This is a genomic window from Streptomyces sp. URMC 127 (assembly GCF_051386535.1).
Taxonomy (GTDB): Bacteria; Actinomycetota; Actinomycetes; order Streptomycetales; family Streptomycetaceae; genus Streptomyces.
The window spans coordinates 1-16,951 of the sequence record NZ_JBPQTW010000148.1 but is presented as its reverse complement, the minus strand read 5'-3'; the positions used below and the strand labels follow the sequence as shown (position 1 = coordinate 16,951).

General features: G+C 72.4%; 13 protein-coding genes. 8 read left to right on the top strand and 5 right to left on the bottom strand.

Features of this window, described 5'->3' with window-relative positions; translation table 11 throughout:
- Together ACSNOH_RS24680 and ACSNOH_RS24675 are read left to right on the top strand one after the other, a co-directional pair.
- On the top strand, positions 1 to 620 hold a 620-nt coding region (locus ACSNOH_RS24680; RefSeq protein ID WP_436723624.1), incomplete at its 5' end, for a Dyp-type peroxidase.
- Positions 617 to 2,461 carry a phospholipase C gene (locus tag ACSNOH_RS24675; protein WP_436723623.1) on the top strand — a complete coding sequence of 615 codons (1,845 nt, stop codon included), beginning with the start codon at positions 617 to 619 and terminating at the stop codon, positions 2,459 to 2,461. The genes ACSNOH_RS24680 and ACSNOH_RS24675, both read left to right, overlap by 4 nt.
- Before the next feature lie 274 nt (positions 2,462 to 2,735).
- On the opposite strand, the gene ACSNOH_RS24670 is transcribed toward ACSNOH_RS24675, so the two are convergent.
- Positions 2,736 to 3,146, bottom strand: coding sequence for a BlaI/MecI/CopY family transcriptional regulator (locus ACSNOH_RS24670; protein ID WP_436723622.1), 411 nt, complete (start codon positions 3,144 to 3,146; stop codon positions 2,736 to 2,738).
- A 365-nt stretch (positions 3,147 to 3,511) separates the two neighbouring features.
- Here ACSNOH_RS24670 and ACSNOH_RS24665 point away from each other — a divergent pair, with 365 nt between their 5' ends.
- A complete protein-coding gene (locus ACSNOH_RS24665; protein ID WP_436723621.1) occupies positions 3,512 to 5,362 on the top strand; it encodes a transglycosylase domain-containing protein in 1,851 nt (616 codons plus the stop codon).
- A 64-nt stretch (positions 5,363 to 5,426) separates the two neighbouring features.
- Here the strand turns inward: ACSNOH_RS24665 and ACSNOH_RS24660 are convergent, their stop codons facing one another.
- Complete coding sequence (locus tag ACSNOH_RS24660) at positions 5,427 to 6,707, bottom strand: hypothetical protein (RefSeq protein ID WP_436723620.1); 1,281 nt, start codon at positions 6,705 to 6,707, stop codon at positions 5,427 to 5,429.
- A 96-nt stretch (positions 6,708 to 6,803) separates the two neighbouring features.
- Positions 6,804 to 7,370, bottom strand: coding sequence for a hypothetical protein (locus ACSNOH_RS24655; RefSeq protein WP_436723619.1), 567 nt, complete (start codon positions 7,368 to 7,370; stop codon positions 6,804 to 6,806).
- On the opposite strand from ACSNOH_RS24655, the gene ACSNOH_RS24650 reads away from it, so the two are divergent.
- A complete protein-coding gene (locus ACSNOH_RS24650; protein WP_436723618.1) occupies positions 7,365 to 7,589 on the top strand; it encodes a hypothetical protein in 225 nt (74 codons plus the stop codon). The two genes, ACSNOH_RS24655 and ACSNOH_RS24650, sit on opposite strands and share 6 nt — an antisense overlap.
- A 322-nt stretch (positions 7,590 to 7,911) precedes the next feature.
- Here the strand turns inward: ACSNOH_RS24650 and ACSNOH_RS24645 are convergent, their stop codons facing one another.
- Positions 7,912 to 8,943 (bottom strand): hypothetical protein, encoded by a 1,032-nt coding sequence (locus ACSNOH_RS24645; protein ID WP_436723617.1) that lies wholly within the window; start codon positions 8,941 to 8,943, stop codon positions 7,912 to 7,914.
- Between the two features lie 454 nt (positions 8,944 to 9,397).
- Between ACSNOH_RS24645 and ACSNOH_RS24640 the strand changes: the two genes are divergently transcribed.
- From ACSNOH_RS24640 to ACSNOH_RS24630, 3 genes are all read left to right on the top strand, one after another.
- Positions 9,398 to 10,894: an MFS transporter gene (locus tag ACSNOH_RS24640; protein ID WP_436723616.1), complete on the top strand. Its 1,497-nt coding sequence runs from the start codon at positions 9,398 to 9,400 to the stop codon at positions 10,892 to 10,894.
- Complete coding sequence (locus ACSNOH_RS24635; protein WP_436723615.1) at positions 10,894 to 13,476, top strand: AMP-binding protein; 2,583 nt, start codon at positions 10,894 to 10,896, stop codon at positions 13,474 to 13,476. The genes ACSNOH_RS24640 and ACSNOH_RS24635 overlap by 1 nt, the downstream gene beginning before the upstream one ends.
- A gap of 165 nt (positions 13,477 to 13,641) precedes the next feature.
- On the top strand, positions 13,642 to 15,624 hold the full coding sequence (locus ACSNOH_RS24630) for an FUSC family protein (protein WP_436723614.1): 1,983 nt from the start codon (positions 13,642 to 13,644) through the stop codon (positions 15,622 to 15,624).
- A 67-nt stretch (positions 15,625 to 15,691) separates the two neighbouring features.
- Here ACSNOH_RS24630 and ACSNOH_RS24625 read toward each other — a convergent pair whose 3' ends face one another.
- On the bottom strand, positions 15,692 to 16,396 hold the full coding sequence (locus ACSNOH_RS24625; RefSeq protein ID WP_436723613.1) for a peptidyl-tRNA hydrolase: 705 nt from the start codon (positions 16,394 to 16,396) through the stop codon (positions 15,692 to 15,694).
- A 46-nt stretch (positions 16,397 to 16,442) separates the two neighbouring features.
- Here ACSNOH_RS24625 and ACSNOH_RS24620 point away from each other — a divergent pair.
- Positions 16,443 to 16,951 (top strand): ATP-binding cassette domain-containing protein (locus ACSNOH_RS24620; protein WP_436723612.1); only part of this gene is annotated, 509 nt, incomplete at its 3' end.

Below are 16,951 nucleotides of genomic sequence, written 5' to 3'. Positions count from 1 at the left end.
CCTCCGGCGCCCCCCGCAACCTGTTCGGCTTCAAGGACGGCACCTCCGGGCCCGACCCCCGCGACGCCCGCCTCATGGACCGCCTCGTGTGGACCGGCCCGGACTCCGGCGAGCCGCCGTGGGCCGTGGGCGGCAGCTACCAGGTCGTCCGCCTCATCCGCATGCTGACCGAGTTCTGGGACCGCATCCCCCTCACCGAGCAGGAGCGCGTCATCGGCCGCGCCCGCGACACCGGCGCCCCCCTCGACGGCGTCCACGAGACCGACGCGCCCCGCTACGCCCACGACCCCGAGGGCGAGGTCACGCCCCTCGACAGCCACATCCGCCTCGCCCACCCCCGCACCCCCGGCAGCGAGGCGCACCGGCTGCTGCGCCGCTCGTACACCTACGACCGCGGCACCGACAGCAACGGCACCCTCGACCAGGGCCTCCTCTTCTGCTGCTACCAGCGCGACCCCGAGCGCCAGTTCGCCACCGTGCAAAGGCGCCTCGCCGGGGAGCCGCTGACCGACTACGTCACCCCGTTCGGCGGCGGGTACTTCTTCGCCCTGCCCGGCGTACGGGACCGCGCCGACTGGTACGGCCGCGCCCTTCTGGCCCGAACCGGAGGAACCGCATGACCAGCCGCATCCGCATCCGCATGCGCATCCGTACGAGGAAGGGCGCCGCCGCGAGGAAGAGCGCCGCCCTCGCCGCCGCCTTCGCCGCCACCGCCGTCCTCGGCGCGCCCCCCGCCGCGGCCGGCTCCCCGCTCACCGGCGACTGGACCGTCACCGAGTCCCCCGTCGAGCACCTCGTCGTCGTCTTCGACGAGAACGTCTCCTTCGACCACTACTTCGCCACCTACCCGCGCGCCGCGAACACCGACGGCACGCGCTTCACGCCCGCCCGCGACACCCCCGCCAGGATCGACAACCTGCGCACGGCCGGTCTCCTGCGGCGCAACCCCAACCAGTACCCGCCGCGCCGGCTGTCCGCCGCGCAGGCCATGACCTGCGACCAGAACCATTCCTACGGCCCCGAGCAGTACGCCGCCAACGGCGGGAAGGCCGACCGGTACGTGCAGAACACCGACTCCGGGAAGTGCTCGGGCCGGCTGTTCGGCGAGCCCGGCCTCGTCATGGACTACTACGACGGCAACACCGTCACCGCCCTGTGGAACTACGCCCAGCACTACGCCCTCAACGACCGCTCCTTCAGCACCACGTACGGGCCGTCCACCCCCGGCGCGATCAACCTCGTCTCCGGGCAGACCCACGGCGTGGTCTCCACCGACCCCTCCTCCGGCACGGAGCGGCCCGAGCGGACCGCGAAGCCCGACCCCCGCGTCGTCACCGCGCCGGACGCGGACGGCGTCGGCACGGTCCTCACCGACCCCGAGCCCGCCTACGACGACTGCTCCAACAAGGACCGCACGGGGCACAGCCCCCTCGCCGAGATGACCGGCCGCACCATCGGCGACGTCCTGAACGACGAGGACGTCTCCTGGGGCTGGTTCCAGGGCGGCTTCCGCCCGAGCACCCCCTGGGACGGCAAGCCCGGCCACCACGCGCGCTGCTCCGGCCGCACGCACACCAACACCGGCGGGGCGCGGGTGATCGACTACAGCCCGCACCACGAGCCGTTCCAGTACTACCGGTCGACGGCCAACCCGCATCACCTCCCGCCGCGCTCCGTCGCCGAGATCGGCCACGCCGGGCGGGCGAACCACCAGTACGACCTGACCGACTTCGACGCCGCCCTGCGCGCGGGGCGGCTGCCCGCCGTCAGCTTCCTCAAGGCCCCCGCCGCGCAGGACGGGCACGCGGGCTACTCCGGGCCCCTCGACGAACAGCGCTTCCTGGTGGAGTGGATCAACAAGATCCAGAGCTCGCCGCAGTGGCAGGACACGGCGATCGTCATCGCCTACGACGACTCCGACGGCTGGTACGACCACGCCTACGCCGCGCCGCGCAACGGCTCCCGGCTCCCGGGCAAGGGCCCGCACGGCAAGCCCCTCGACGCCCCGGCCTGCCGGGCGGCGCCCGCGGCGGCCGGCGGGCACGCGGGGCGGTGCGGGCCGGGGCCGCGGCAGCCGCTGCTCGTGATCTCCCCCTACAGCAAGGTCAACGCGGTCGACCACACGCCGACCGAGCAGACGTCCGTCCTCAAGTTCATCGAGTGGAACTGGGACACCGAACCGGTCGGCGGCACGTCCTTCGACACCCGCGCGGGCTCCCTGCTCGGCATGTTCGACTTCGCCCACCCGAACGGCAAGCGGGTGCTGCTGAACGCGGACGGCTCCGTGCGGTCGGTGGGGAACATCCGGACGGTCGAACCCGTCACGACGGAGATCACCGACGGCGACGCGCCGGAGGAGGAACCGGCCGGCCCCGAGCCGGGCGCCTTGGCGGCGGGCGGCGCGGTGCTGTCGGGCGCGGCGGCGCTCCTGCTACGACGTCGCCGTTCCTGCCGGGGCTAGCCCCGCGACGTACCTTCCGCCGCGGCGGTGATCAGCCATCGCGGCGGCGTCCGGCGGTGCCGTGCCGGCCTGAGGCGGGTCCGGCACCGCCGGGATGCGGTGCTGTGGTCGCTCGCCGTTGCGGCGGGGGATTCTTGCCTGCGACAAGGAGGGCGGCCCGGGCGACCTCTTCTGTCGGGTGGCGCGGCGCGGCCCCGGCCCGCCGTGGCGGGGCTTCCTGCCTGAGGCAAAGGGGGGGCGGCCCGGGAGCGCCGGAGGGGCCGGGCCCCGGGGGCTAGCCCCGCTGGGGCGGGATGCCCAGGCCGTCCGACAGGAGCGCGCGGAGCAGGGCGGCGTCCGCCGCCGGCAGCTCCGCCGCGAAGCGGGACAGGACCACCTCGCGGTCCGGGACGCCGTCGAGGATGCGGTACATGCGCCGCGCCGCCAGCCCCGCCTCGTCCGTGACCGGGGCGTACGCGTAGGCCCGCCCGCGCGGGGTCCGGGTGAGGACCTCCTTGCTGAGGAGCCGGGAGAGGATCGTCACGACCGTGCTGTACGTGAGCTCGCCGGAGAGCCGCGCCTGCACCTCACGCGGGGTCAGCGGCCCCTCGGCCCGCTGCAGCGCGGCGAGGACCTCGCCCTCCAGCGCCCCGTTCGCGCGGCGTCGGGGGAGGCGCACCACGACGGGCGGAGTGGCTGTTTCCATGGTGTTCCGGCGATCCTTCTACTCGTTTCGCGGGGTATGACCCAAGATTTAATGCTTTTACAAGGAAGTAAAACATTACGCTATGGGTGCGCACCCCATAGGGTCGAGCGGTGTTCGAACGACGAAAAGGGCGACGAAGAGGGGCGCATGCCACGCATGCCCGGAAATCACCCGCTCCGGCCGGCCGCCGGTCCTCCGGCCCTGCCCGCCGTAGACGCGCCGCTCCCCGCAAGCGCGGCCTCGCCGCACTGAGCGCGCTGCGCTGGTCGCGCCGGCTGTGCCCCGCGTACCCGCGCCCGGGCCGGCGGGGCTGGCGGCGCTGGATCCCGTCGTGGCGCCAGACCCTCGGGCTCTGCTCGTCCGTCGTGGGCGCCGTCGCCGCACTCGTGGCGATCATGTACGCGCGCACGGACATACCCGCCGACCTCAACGCCTTCGCCACGCAGCAGGACAACGTCTACTACTGGGCCGACGGCACCGAGATGGCCCGCACCGGCGAGGTCAACCGGCAGGACACCGACCTGGACAAGGTCCCCGAGAAGGTGCGCTGGGCCGCCCTCGCCGCCGAGAACGAGACCTTCTACTCCGACAGCGGCGTCTCGCCGAGCGGCATGGTCCGCGCCGTCTCCAAGATGATCACCGGCGGCAGCACCCAGGGCGGCTCCACGATCACCCAGCAGTACGTGAAGAACGCCTACCTCAACCAGGAGCAGACCTTCACGCGCAAGCTCACCGAGATGTTCATCGCGATCAAGCTGGACAACCGGATGAGCAAGGACGACATCCTGGAGGGCTACCTCAACACCAGCTGGTTCGGCCGCGGCACGTACGGCATCCAGCGCGCCTCGCACGCCTACTACGGCAAGGACGTCTCGCAGCTCAACGCGAGCGAGGGCGCCTTCCTGGCCTCGCTGCTCAAGGGCGCGGGCCTCTACGACCCGGCGCTGGGCCCGAAGAACCACGAGCGGGCGGTCGAGCGCTGGAGCTGGATCCTCGACCGGATGGTCGCCATCGGCAAGCTGCCGAAGGAGGAGCGGGCCCGCTACACCACCTTCCCGGAGCCGAAGGCCCCGCCCAAGCCGGCCGGCCTGACCGGGCAGACGGGCTACCTCGTGGAGACGGCGCGGGCGTACGTGAGCGCCCACACGCCCGTCACCGAGAAGGACTTCGACCTGGGCGGCTACCAGATCCGGACGACGTTCGAGAAGCCGTCGATGGCGGCGCTGACGAAGGCCGCCGACGAGGTGCGGGGCCGGCTCGACCCGGAGAAGCGGGACGCCGACAAGGACGTGCGCATCGGCGCGGCGTCGGTGACCACCGACGGCCGCATCGTCGCCCTCCACGGCGGCCCCGGCTACCTCAAGCAGGGGTTCAACGACGCGAACTCCTCCGTCGTCCCGGCGGGCACCGCCTTCGCGCCGTTCGTCTACGCGGCCGCCCTGCGCGACGGCGTGCAGCTGGAGCGCGGCAAGCCCCGTACGCCCGTCTCCCCGTCCACCGTCTACAACGGCGACAACAAGGTGAGCCTGCGCACGCCGGAGGGCCCGTACTGGGACCGCTCCGGGAAGATCGTCAAGGCGGAGAACGACGGCGGCAAGTCCTGGGGGAAGGTGACCCTCAAGGAGGCCGTCGCGCAGTCGGTGAACACCCCGGTGATGCAGCTCGGCATGGACGTGGGCCTGGACCGGGTGGGCAGGGCCGCTGTCGACGCGGGCCTGCTGGAGAGCAGCCTCGGCACGAAGCTGCCCGCCTTCTCCCTGGGCACGGCGACCCCGAGCGCGATCCGCATGGCCGGCGCCTACGGCACCTTCGCCGCCAAGGGCCTGCACAGCGAGCCGTACTCCGTCGACCGGCTCAGCCGCAACGGCAACGAGGTGCCCGTCGAGAAGCCGAAGGCCGAGCGCACGCTGCCGCAGTCCGTCGCGTCGGCCGTGGACGACGCCCTGCGGGAGGCGGTCCGGCGCGGCTCCGCGACCGGCGCGAAGGCGGCAGGCGACGTGGCCGGCAAGACCGGCACGGGCCAGGGGAACAAGTCCGCGTGGTTCGCCGGCTACCGCGGCAAGGTCTCGACCGCCGTCTCGCTCTCCCGCATCGATCCCAAGACGCAGGAGCTGCTGCCGCTGGACGGCCTGGGCGGCGCCCCGAAGGACGCGACCGGCAGCACGTACCCGCTGGACATCTGGACGGCGTACATGAAGGCCGTGCAGCAGAAGTGAGCGCGGGCGGAGGCAAGGGCCGGGGACGCGTCCCCGGCCCGCTCCGTATCCCTGACTGCCCGCTCTACTTCACGAGCGTCGCCCAGTCCGGCGACTGCGCCGGGTCCAGGCCGCGGAACTTCGCCAGGACCTTCGGGTCCTGGGCGTCCAGCCAGTCGGCGAGCTGCTTGAAGGACACGCAGCGCACCCCGTCCCGCTTGCAGACGGCCTTCACGACGTCCTCGACGGCCTTCATGTAGATGCCGCCGTTCCAGTCCTCGAAGTGGTTGCCGACGAACATCGGCGCCCGGCTGCCGTTGTAGACGCGCTCGAAGCCGTTGAGGTAGCCGTCCCGGGTCAGCTTCCGCCACTCCGCGTACTTCGCGGGGTCGCCCTTGGTGTTGTCGCCGGACTGGTTGTAGAGGAAGTTGAAGTCCATCGACAGGACCTGCTTCTCGCTCTTGGGGTACGGCAGCAGCTGCAGCGGGAAGTTCCAGATGTTGTTGATCTTCGACGGCCAGATCTGGAAGTCGCCGGGCGAGCTCGCGTCGTAGCGCCAGCCGAACGACTGGGCCGCGGCCAGCATGTTCTTCTGCCCCTCCAGGCACGGGGCGCGGCCGCCGGCCAGCTCCTTCTTGAAGTCGAAGGGCAGGGGCGGGAGGCTCTTCAGGCCGGTGTTCGTCTTCCAGTTCTCGACGAAGGAATACGACTGCTCGATCTCGCTCTTCCACTCGGCGACGCTCCAGTCGCCGCCGCCCTTGGGCCCGCAGAAGTGGCCGTTGAAGTGCGTGCCGATCTCGTTGCCGTCGAGCCACGCGCCGCGCAGCTGGGCCAGGGTGTCCTTGATGTGCGGGTCGGTCGCGAAGGATATCGCCGCGTCGCCCGGCTTGTGCTGCGGCGGCTTGTACAGCGACGCCTTCGACTTCGGCAGCAGGTACATGCTGGTGAGGAAGAACGTCATCTTGGCGTTGTTCTCTTTGGCGACCTGGCGGAAGTGCGAGAACTGGTGGTCGTCGCCCTCCAGCGCGCCGTCCCAGGAGAAGACGACGAACTGCGGCGGCTTCTCGCCCGGCTTCAGCTTCTCCGGCTTGGGCTGGTTCGGCTGGGGGCCGGTGTAGGACGTAGAACCGTCCCCGAGCACCCTGACCTTGCCGTCCCACTTCTCCTCGGGCTTCTTCCCGCTCTCCGCGTCGTCCTCCGCGGGGCTCTGCCCGGCGCCCGGGGAGCCGGAGGAGGACGCGGCCGCGGAGCTCTTGCCGCCGTCCTTCGTCTCGTCGGCATCGCAGGCGGTCAGGCCCATCGCGAGCGCGGCGACGGCGCCCGCGGCGACGAGAGCCGTCGCGCCGCGCACGGTCCTTTTCGACAACTTCTTACCCCCTGGCGCCAAAACACATGTTCTCCGCCAGTATCACAGGTCTCCCTGTCAGCCCCCTCAGCCCCTCTGGACACTTCCTGAGCCCCGTCAGCCCCTTTGGACACTTCCGCCCGCGGAGGCCTGGGCCATGATCAGCGCCGACCCTATGGGGGTCAGGACATGCCTGACCGCCTTGCCCACCCGGTGCGTGGCGACCAGGCCGCCGTTGCGCAGGGCGGCCACGTGCACCGACGCCGTCCCCGCGCTGACGCCGAGCCGGTCGGCCAGGTCACCGGTGCCGCAGCCGTCACCGATGTTCAGCAGCGCCGCCGCGCGGCCCCGGCCGAGCAGGGCGCCGAGCCGCCCGGGGGCGGCCGCCTCGCTCTCGTCCCACAGCGTGCGGTGCCCGGACGCCGGGTAGGTGATCAGCGTCCCGGCCTCGTTCGCCAGCAGCACGCCCGTCTTCCGGAAGACCGAGGGCACCAGCACCAGCCCGCGCTCCCCTGCTCCCGCCTCGTCCCAGGTGTCGCGGACGGTGAGACCGGGCAGCCGGCTCACGACATGGCGCACTCCGAAGCGGGCCAGGTCGTGCGCGCGGAGCGCGACATCCGATTCCAGGGTGGCTCTGATCCGCGGCCAGTCGCCGGCGAGGCAGTCCTGGAAGAAGTCGTGCACCGCCTCCTGGAGCGGCCCGAAGGCCGTGAAATCGAGTTGATGGCGGTTTACCGCATCTCCCGGCTCTCCCTCGCCTCCCCGGCGGCTGAGCACCTGCTCGGCCAGGGAACGAATACGCTGCCGTACCTCGGCCGGAGGAAGGCTGAGTGCGTGACGCTGTGCGGATCCCGGAATGCGCCGGGGCCGGTTCTGCAGGGCCGGATACCGCGCGCGCAGTAATCCGGCTGCTGCCAGCACTTCCAGCGGCGGTGAGACGAGTAAACGGCAACCGGACAGGGCGCGTGCTGAAACGCTCAACTCCGGCCGTTCGTCCGTGACAGCGGGCATCCGGTGGTCCTCCTCCACTCGGCCGTCGGAAACGGATCGGAAACGGAATGGTCCGGCGGCGGCGATGGAGGAGGGTGATCCGTATGCCGCCCGGACGCGGGCACGCGATGGCGTGCGCATTTCCGCTGGCAGCGGGTTCGGCGAGGTCAGCGGTTTCCGATCTTAAACACAGGTGTCCGGTTGCCGAAGCGCTCGTCTCAGATGATGAGAGCCGTCAGCCGTTGATCAGGTGGTCGGTGCCGGGCACCAGGTGGGCCTGGTGGGGCGTCATGTCGTCCACGTTCACCGTCTTGATGATCCAGCGGCTCTGCAGCGCCTCCGGGTCGCCCACGGCCACGACCTCCTTGGCGTGGATCGTGTGGTTGTTGTACGTGATCACGAAGTCCCCGGGCTCGATGAAGACCCGCTGCTTCAGCCGGTGCAGGGTCTCGGCCACCTTGGGGACGACCGCCTTGGCGGCGTCGGTGACCCCCACCGTCCGGTTCTCGAAGAACCGCAGGTCCTCCGGGCCGCGGCCGCCGATGACCGGGTGCAGGTCGGCTTCGCCGAGCTCCACCCGCCCGCCGCCCATGGTGCTCAGGTCGTCGAAGGGGGTGTAGAACTCGGGCGAGCGCAGCAGCTCCAGCTCCTCGTCGGTGAAGCAGCGGATGACGTCGATGTTCCGGACGAACGAGGTGTAGACCTCGTTCACGGGGTTGCTCCGCATCCCGACCATGTACACCTGGTCGGGGCGCACGAAGTGGTTGGCGAGGTCCTTGTGGAAATGGATCTGCCGCAGCGCCTTCTGCGACTGGCTGCTCTGCAGGCGCCGCTGGGGGTAGATGTCCTGGAAGACGTCGCCGTCGTTGACGTTGACGTACCCGATCGCCGGAGTGTTCGCCAGCTGGGCGAACAGCGCGAGGAACCCCTCGGCGACGAACGTCTTCTTCAGCTCGTACTTGGAGCGCACCGGCTGGTCGAAGTCGAACACCGGGACATCGCGGTCGTGCGGGACGTTCTTCAGGACGACCACGGGCTCGGCGGCGCGGTCGCGGTCCGCGAGCGAGCCGACGTAGGCGCGGAAGCGCTCGGGGACCGCGCCGCCCGCGATGAGCTGCCCCACCTGGAAGCGGTGGGCCTCGTAAAGCCGGTACGGGTTCGCGGTGAGGCCGCCGAGCGCGGCCTCCAGGGCCTCGCGCTCCGCATCGGTGAATACGAACTCCGGAATGATGGTCCAGTCGGTCCCGACGGTGGCTTCAGCAGTCATGTGCGCCCCTTTGGCGGAATTCCCCACCGCAGTGGGGCCGTTGCTCGATCCGGTGCGCGGCATGAACAGGGCCGCACACTCCGGCGGGGAGCCAAGCCCACCCCCGCGCCGCTGTCCATGTATTTGAGACAGAGTCAAAAACAGCGCCGGGCGGGATGTGATGCGAGCCACCCGCCCTTGATCTTCTTCGGGAGCGGCTGCTAGCGTCTGAATCCAGCAAGCCCAAAAACAGCTTGCGTTTTGGGGCGCACGAGGCCACGACCCGGAAATACGCTCTGATTTCCCTCCCGCTGCGGCGCGAAAAAAGCCGGCCTTTCCGTGCTGATCCGTGTTGATCCGCGCCGATCGGTGCCGAACGCCCGGCCAGCGGTGTGCCGTGCCCCCGAAGAAGATCGAGAAGCGCATGTCGCCAACGACGAGTCGACCCAAACTGTTGTCGCGCACCAGCGGTGTCGTGGCCACTGCCTACCTGAGCCTTTTCATGGTCTCCGCGGACAATTCCATCATCAATACCGCGGTGCCCAAAATATCGGCGTCACTGGGAGCGGGAACGCCCGACGTCCAATTGGCTATAGACGCCTACATGCTGGTGTTCGCCTCGTCGCTGATCATTGCGGGCAGCCTTGCGGACCGGATGGGCACGCGCCGTTCCTATGCCGTGGGGATCGGCGTGTTCACCGCCGCCTCGCTGCTGGGAGCGTGCGCTCCCTCGGTTCTCGCACTCGTCCTGTCCCGCGCGGGGATGGGCGTCGGGGCGGCGTTCATCGTGCCCAGCATCTTCGGGCTGTTCGCCAAGGAGCTCACCGACAGCGGCAGGCGACGCGTCCTTGCGCTGTGGCCGGCGGTCGTCGGCCTCGGCGTGGCCGTCGGGCCGGTGCTGGGCGGCCTGCTGCTGACCCGCTTCTGGTACGGATCGATCTTCCTGCTCAACGTCCCGGTCGGGGTGCTCGCCCTGACCGGCACCGCCACCCTGATCCGGGCCGGTGAACCGGCGCCCGCCGCGAGGCGTCCCTCCCCCGCCGGAGCGGTGCTCCTGCTCGCCGGTGTCGCGATGCTCGCCTCGGCGGTCATCTTCGCCGTCGACGACCGGATCCCCGGAGCGCTGCGCTTCGCCCTCGGCGCCGCCGGCCTGCTGACGCTGATCGGGTACACGGCCCACGAACGGCGCACGGACCGGCCGCTGTTCGACCTCGGCTACTTCCGCGAGCGGAAGTTCACCGGAGCCGTCGTGGCCATGTCCGGACTCTTCTTCGCGCTCTTCGGCACCGTGTTCCTCGCCGGGCAGTTCACCCAGTACGGCCTGGGCTGGAGCCCGCTGGCGGCAGGCGCCGGCCTCCTCCCGCTCGCGGTGGGACTGACGGCCGCCTCGCTGTCCTGCATCCGGGTCACCGCGCGGATCGGAGTCAAGGCGACCGTGATCGGCGGGCTGGGGCTCGGCGCCCTGGGGTGCCTGCTGTGTGCGACGGCCGCCGCGGACCTGCACTACCCCCTGCTCGCCGCGGGGCTGCTGAGCTGCGGACTCGGCATGGGCTGGTCCGTCGGCCCCGCCCTGACGCTGATCGTCACCAGTCTGCGGCCGGCCGACACCGGGGTGGGTTCCTCCGTGAACGCCATGTTCCAGCAGATCTTCGGTGCCGCGGGCGTCGCGGTGATGGGTCTGGTGTTCTCGGCCCGTTACGGAGCCGAGGTCTCCTCGGCCCCCGGCCTTCCGGAGGCGGCCCGGTCGGTCGCCGACGGCCACGCCCTGCTCGCCCACGGACAGGGACAGCTCCCGGCGTGGTTCGCGGACGGCTTGAGTTCCGGCCTCCTCACGGCCTGGATCACCGGCGCGGTGGTGGCAGCGGCCGCCGCGGTCACCGCTCTGGCGGTCCTGCCCGCCTCTGCTCCCGCTCCCGCTCCCGCCACGACCACCGCCTCCGCCACTCCCGGCCCGCGAAAGGTGAACGCCTGATGACTTCGGACAAGGCCGCCCTGCTGTACTCCGCGATCGCCGCGCACGCGAGCGAACGCCCCGACGCGACGGCGCTGTCCCGCGGCGAGCACCGGCTCACCTTCCGCGAACTCGCGGGCGCCGCGGACGACCTCGCCGCCCGGCTGGCCGGACTCGGCGTCGCTCCGGAGACCGTGGTGGTCATCGATCTGCCCGTCGGCTTCGACACCGTGGTCGCGATGGCCGCGGTCAGCGGACTCGGCGCGGCCTTCACCCTGCTGGAGCCGGATCTGCCGGTCTCCCGCAAGCAGTTGATCATCGATGACTGCCGCCCGGTCGCGCTGGTCACGGAGTCCGGCGTGACGCCCGGTCCGCGGCCGGGGGCCCGGCTGGACGAGCGGCTGGTGCGGCGGACCTCGTCCGCCGCGTACGTCGGCTACACCTCGGGATCGACCGGGGTCCCCAAGGGCGCCGTCATCGAACAGGCCGCGCTGGAGAACCACGTGCGGCGCACCGCCGAGTGGTACGGCCTGACGCCGTCCGACACCCGCTTGTTCTTCTCCTCGATCGCCTTCGACCTGGCGCTCGAACAGATCTGCACCTCGATGTACGCAGGCTGCGAACTTGCCTTCAGGGACGAGATGTTCGTCTACGGCGGCGCCGAGGACTTCCTCTACCACTGCCGCCGGCTCGGTGTCACCGTGCTGAGCCTGCCGACGGGCGTCTTCAACGGATTCGGCGCCGAGCTGGCCGGGGCGGCCGCTCACCGCGCTCCGGACCTGCGGCTGGTGATGGCCGGCGGGGAAACGCCCACCCGGGCCGCGGTGGCGGCGTGGGCGGCGGTCGCCCCCGGCGGCACCCGCGTGGTCAACGGCTACGGACCGACCGAAACGGCCGTCGTCGTCTGCTACCGGGACCTGGCGCCCGGCGACGCGATTGCGATCGGCGACCCGATCGACGGTGTCGGCTTCCGCCTGGAGCCGCTGAGTGCGGCGGACGGGGCGGCCGGCGCGACCGAGCTGGTCATCCAGGGCGTCGCGGTCGGCCGTGGCTACCTGGGCCGTGCGGCGTCGTCCCCGGCGTTCTGCATGCTCGACGGCGTGTGGTCCTACCGCACCGGCGACGTGGCCACGGCGCGCCGTGACGGGGGCTACGACCTGCACGGACGCTTCGACGCACAGGTCAAGGTGCACGGCGGCTTCCGGGTGGAGACCGGCGAGATCGTCTCCCGGCTCCTGGCCGTCGACTTCGTCCTCGACGCGGTGGTCGTCCCGTACGACGGCGCCGGCAGCCGGCTGCTCGCCGCGTTCGTCCGGCTCGACCGGAGCCTCGCGCCGCAGGCGGACGCCGAAGCGGCGCTCGTCCGGCAGCTCTCGTCCGACCTGCCCGCGTACATGGTGCCCTCGCGCATCAGCGTGCTGGACGAGTTCCCGCTGACGTCACGCGGCAAGGTCGATCGTGCCGCGCTGCTCGACCGGGCCCAGGCCATGCCGGACGCGGACGGCGAGCAGGAGGCCGGTCCCGCCGACGTGGGCGCACAGCTCCGGCAGGCCTGGCGACAGGTGCTGGGCAGCCCGCCCCCGGACGAGTCGGCGAGCTTCTTCGAGGCCGGCGGCGACTCCGTCAGGGCCATCGAGCTCATCACGCAGCTGCGTGCCCGGCTGGGGGTGCAGCTGCGCGCGGCCGAGCTGTACCGGACGCCCCGTTTCGACGCGCTGGCGCGTCTTCTCACCGACCGCCGTGCGGGCATACCCACCGCCCACCACACCACCGGCACCACCCTCGTGACGATGCGTCCGGGGAACAAGGACAGGCTGTGGGTCTTCCTGCCGCCCCTGTCCGGAGCCGTCACCCGGTACGCGGCGATGTCCAGGATGCTGCCCGCCGGGGACACCGTGTGGGCCATGGAGACCCCTCCCGAGCTGTCCGGCAAGGGCATGGCGGCACTCGCCGACGGACTGGCCGAGGTCCTGCTGGACCGGGGCGCGGACCAGTACGGAAGCATCTGCGTGTCCGGGTTCTCGCTGGGCGGTGTGTTCGGCTACGAAGTGGCCCGCCGGCTGCACGACAGCTGCGGTGAACGGGTGCGTGCCCTGCTCATCGACCCGCCGGACCCCGGCGCCCACCGCGTGAGCGTGCACGACGCCTTCGACATCTTCGTGCGCGTCGGGTGGTCGATCACCACCCCTGCGCAGCAGTTCACCGCCGAGGACGGCGGCTTCGACCTCGCCGCGGTCACCGTCGCGGCCAAGAACGCGGGGACGCTGGCCCGGGACGCCGGCCGGCAGGAGATCGAGGACGCCTGGGCGGTGTACGAGTCGAACGCCCGCATCCTCGACGGCCTGCTGCTGAGCCGCCCCCAGGGCCTGCGGGTGCGGCTGCTGCAGGGCGACACCGGCGGCGAGATCGACTACGCCCGCCGGGGCCCGGCCACCGTCACCCTCGACGGCGGCCGGCCGTGGTCGGGCGGACGCGCCGTGGGCCAGTGGCGGGACATCCTGCCGGACGACGCCGTGGACCGCCTGCCGGTCGACCACTTCGCCCTGCTCGAACCCCCCAACGACGCACTGGTCCGGGACTGGCTGGTCACCCACGCGCGGTAACGGTTGCCCGGAGCGCGACGGTTCCGGACACTCCGCGTGGTCCCCGCCGGCGGGCGCCCTCCCGGGTGACGGTCGGCGTCCTCGCCACGTCACAGGCGCGTGCGGCGGACCGGCTCCAGAAGGATGAGGCGCCAGCAACCGACCTGGAGACCTCTGGGGAGAAGCATGCGCCACGGCCCATCCGCCGCCCCCGTACAGGCGAGGCACTCCGTGCCCGGCTGGCTGCGGCATGCCGTCCGCTCCCGCACGTCGTCGCCGGACCGGGCCGCGATGGCCCGGGCGGCGGCCGGGCTGGGAGGCCCGGTGGCCGCCGGGCTGTTGTGCGGGCGGGGCGAGCTGGGCACGCTTGTCGCGTTCGGGGCGTTCCCGGTGATCCTCGCCGACCAAGGGGGTCCGTACCGCCAGCGGCTGGTGCGCATGGGGCCGCAGCCGCTCGGCAATGCCGCCGGCTGCTACGCGGGGTCCCTGCTGGCGGGGCACGGCTGGACGCTCGTCGTGGTCCTGACGCTGCTCGCGGTGGCGGCGGGGGCGGTGAGCCGGATCGGCCCGGTCACCTCCGTCCTGGCCATGAACACCCTGGTCTCCGTGATCATCTGGAGCGGCATCGGCTCGCCCGAGCCAGCCCGGGTCACCGCCCTGCTGCTCCTGGCCGGCGGCATGATCGTCGTCATCCTGGCGCTGGTCGGCCGGCCCCTGCACGGGAGCGGTCCGGAGCGGCGCCTGGTGGCCGGGGTGTACGCGGCGGTGGCCGACGCGCTGGAGGCGGAGGGCCGCGAGGCGACGATGGCGGCCGTGGCCCGCGCCCGTGCGCTGTTCCACCGGGCCTATGAGGAAGTGGTCCGCCACCGCCCCCGGGCACCCCGCCCGGGCGGCGAGGTCCACCGGATCATCCAAGCGCTCAACGGCTGTCCCCCGCTCCTCGAAGCCGCGGCCGCTCCGGGCCGGTCCGCGTACGCGCCCCTGGTCCGGGAGATCGCCCGGGCCGTCGACGCGAACCACCCGTACCGCCCGCCCGCTCACCGCCCCGCGGCCGGCGGCCCGGCCGAGCGCGCCGTGGACCGCGCCGTACGCGAGGCGTTCGCGGCGACCGGTCCCGGACGGCCCACGACCCCGCACACCAGCCACCTCGGCATGCCCGGCGATGCCTGGAGCCTGCGCGGCGACGCCGCCCGCATCCGGCGCACCCTGGGCTCCAGCCCGTCCTGGGCCTACGCCGCCCGCTCGGGGCTGTGCATCGGCATCGCCGCCTGCTTCTCCCGGCTCCCGGCCCTCGAACGCGCCTACTGGATCCCCCTGACCGTGGCCTTCGTCCTCAAACCCGACCTCGGCTCCGTCTTCGTCCGCGCCCTGCTGCGCGCACTGGGCACGGCAGCCGGCGTGCTCCTCGCGGCGGCCGTCATCGCCGCCCTGCCGCGCGGCTGGCCGGATGCGGCCGTCCTGGCCGTCCTCGGCGCCGCCCTCTCCCTGGGCGTGATCCGCAACTACGCCTGGCAGACCTGCTTCCTGACCACCGCCATCCTCCTGCTCACCGAACGGCTCACCCACACCGGCCTGCCCGGACTGGCACCCGTCCGCATGCAGGAAACCGCCATCGGCTGCGCCGTCGTGCTCGTCTTCGGATACCTGCTCCGGCCCCCGCGCCGGGACCTCGAACTGCGCACCGCCGCAGCCGGCGCCTACGACGCCGCCGCCGACTACCTCCTGCTCCTCTCCTCGGCCGAGGAGGCCGGCAACACCGCCGAACGCGCCCGGCGACGGCGCGCCATGAACGCGACGGCCGGCCGGGCCCACGCCGTACTGGACCAGATGCTCGCCGAGCCCCCCGTCCGCCCCCGCACCGAAGCTCTCGCCGCCGTCGTCGCGCACACCGCCCGCACGGCCGACGCCGTCACCGGCCTGGCCGCCCGCTTGGACGGCGGCGCCCCGCCACCGGACCCTGCCGCGTCCCGGGCACTGGCCGGTGAACTCCGCGCCATGGCAGTGGCACTGAGAAGTGCCCTGCCCCCGCCGGCCGCCTTCCGGCCCCCGGACGACGAGGTTTTCGCCTCTCTCGGCGAAGCCGTCGGGCAAGGGCGGTCGCTGATCAGCGTCTGGATGAGCGCCGGCGGGACGACCCGCGCCGGAAAAGCCGCCGGCACCCGGCCCTGACGGACCGAGGGGACATCCCGAGCGCTACCGGTCGCGTGATCGCGGCCACGGCACCGGCCGGAATCCGCTACCGGCGCCGTATACGCGGGAGGGGGCAGTACTGCTTGCCTCCTTCGGCCGCGACCGTCAGGCCGGGGGCGATCTCCGTGAAGCCCGCGTCCCGTACCAGCGGCAGGTCGCTCGCCGCGAGTTCCGGCCAGTAGTCCGGGTCCGCCGTGCGTACCGCCAGGGGAAAGCCGGCTTCGCGCCAGGCCGCGCGGGCGGCGTCGTCCAGGCGCCACCACGCGAGCTGGGCACCGTGCCCCGCCTGCGCCATCGCCTTGCCGGCCGACATCTTCAGCTCCGGGTTCGTCCACAGCACCGGCAGCCCGGGGTCCGGCTCCGCCGGGGGCTCGGGCTCGTCCAGCTCCGTCCCCGACACCTGCAGCTTCACGAGCTCCTTGGGCCAGCCGTCCAGGGGCACCGGCGGATAGACCCGCACCTCCGCCCGCTCACCGGTCACCGTGATGCCCGGCAGCGCCGACGCCTTGCGCCACTCCGCGCCGCGCGCCCTGCGCACCACCTTGCGGATCCGCGAGTCCTGCCAGTCCCGTACGGCCTGCGCCCACGGGCCGTCCTCGCCGTCGCCGCCGGTGCCGGACCGTTCGTCGGACAGCAGCGTCAGGACGGCGCGCGCCGCCGTCTCCAGGGCGTCGGTCCGGGCGGGCGGGGCGTCCTTCTCGATCCGGACGACGAGGGGCAGGACGAACTCGGGTGCATCAGGGCTGGTCACGGCCCCCAGTCTGCCAGCCGCCCGGCAGCGCCCTTAATGTGAGCGGATGAGACTGACGGGGGTGGGCCGCCGCTACGGGCTCGGCGGGCCCTGGATACTGCGCGGGGTCGACCTCGAACTCCCCGCGGGGAGCCTGCTGCGGGTCGAGGGCGCCAACGGCAGCGGCAAGTCCACGCTGCTGCGGCTGCTCGCCGGCATCGACGCCCCCAGCGCCGGCCGGATCACCGGGCGGCCCCGTACGGCCTACGTCCCCGAACGCTTCCCCGCCGCGCTGCCGGTGACGGCGGGCGCCTACCTCACGCGCCTCGGCCGCATCCACGGCCTGCGCCGCGCGGCCGCCTCCCGCGAGGCGCTTGCGTGGCTGGAGCGGTTCGGGGCCGGTGCGTACGCGGGCACGCCGCTGTCCGAGCTGTCCAAGGGCACCAGCCAGAAGGTCGCCGTCGCGCAGGGCCTCATGGGCACGCCCGGCCTCCTCGTCCTGGACGAGGCGTGGACGGGCCTGGACCGCGCGTCGCGGGGGATCCTCGACGACGCGGTACGGGAGCGGGTGGCGGC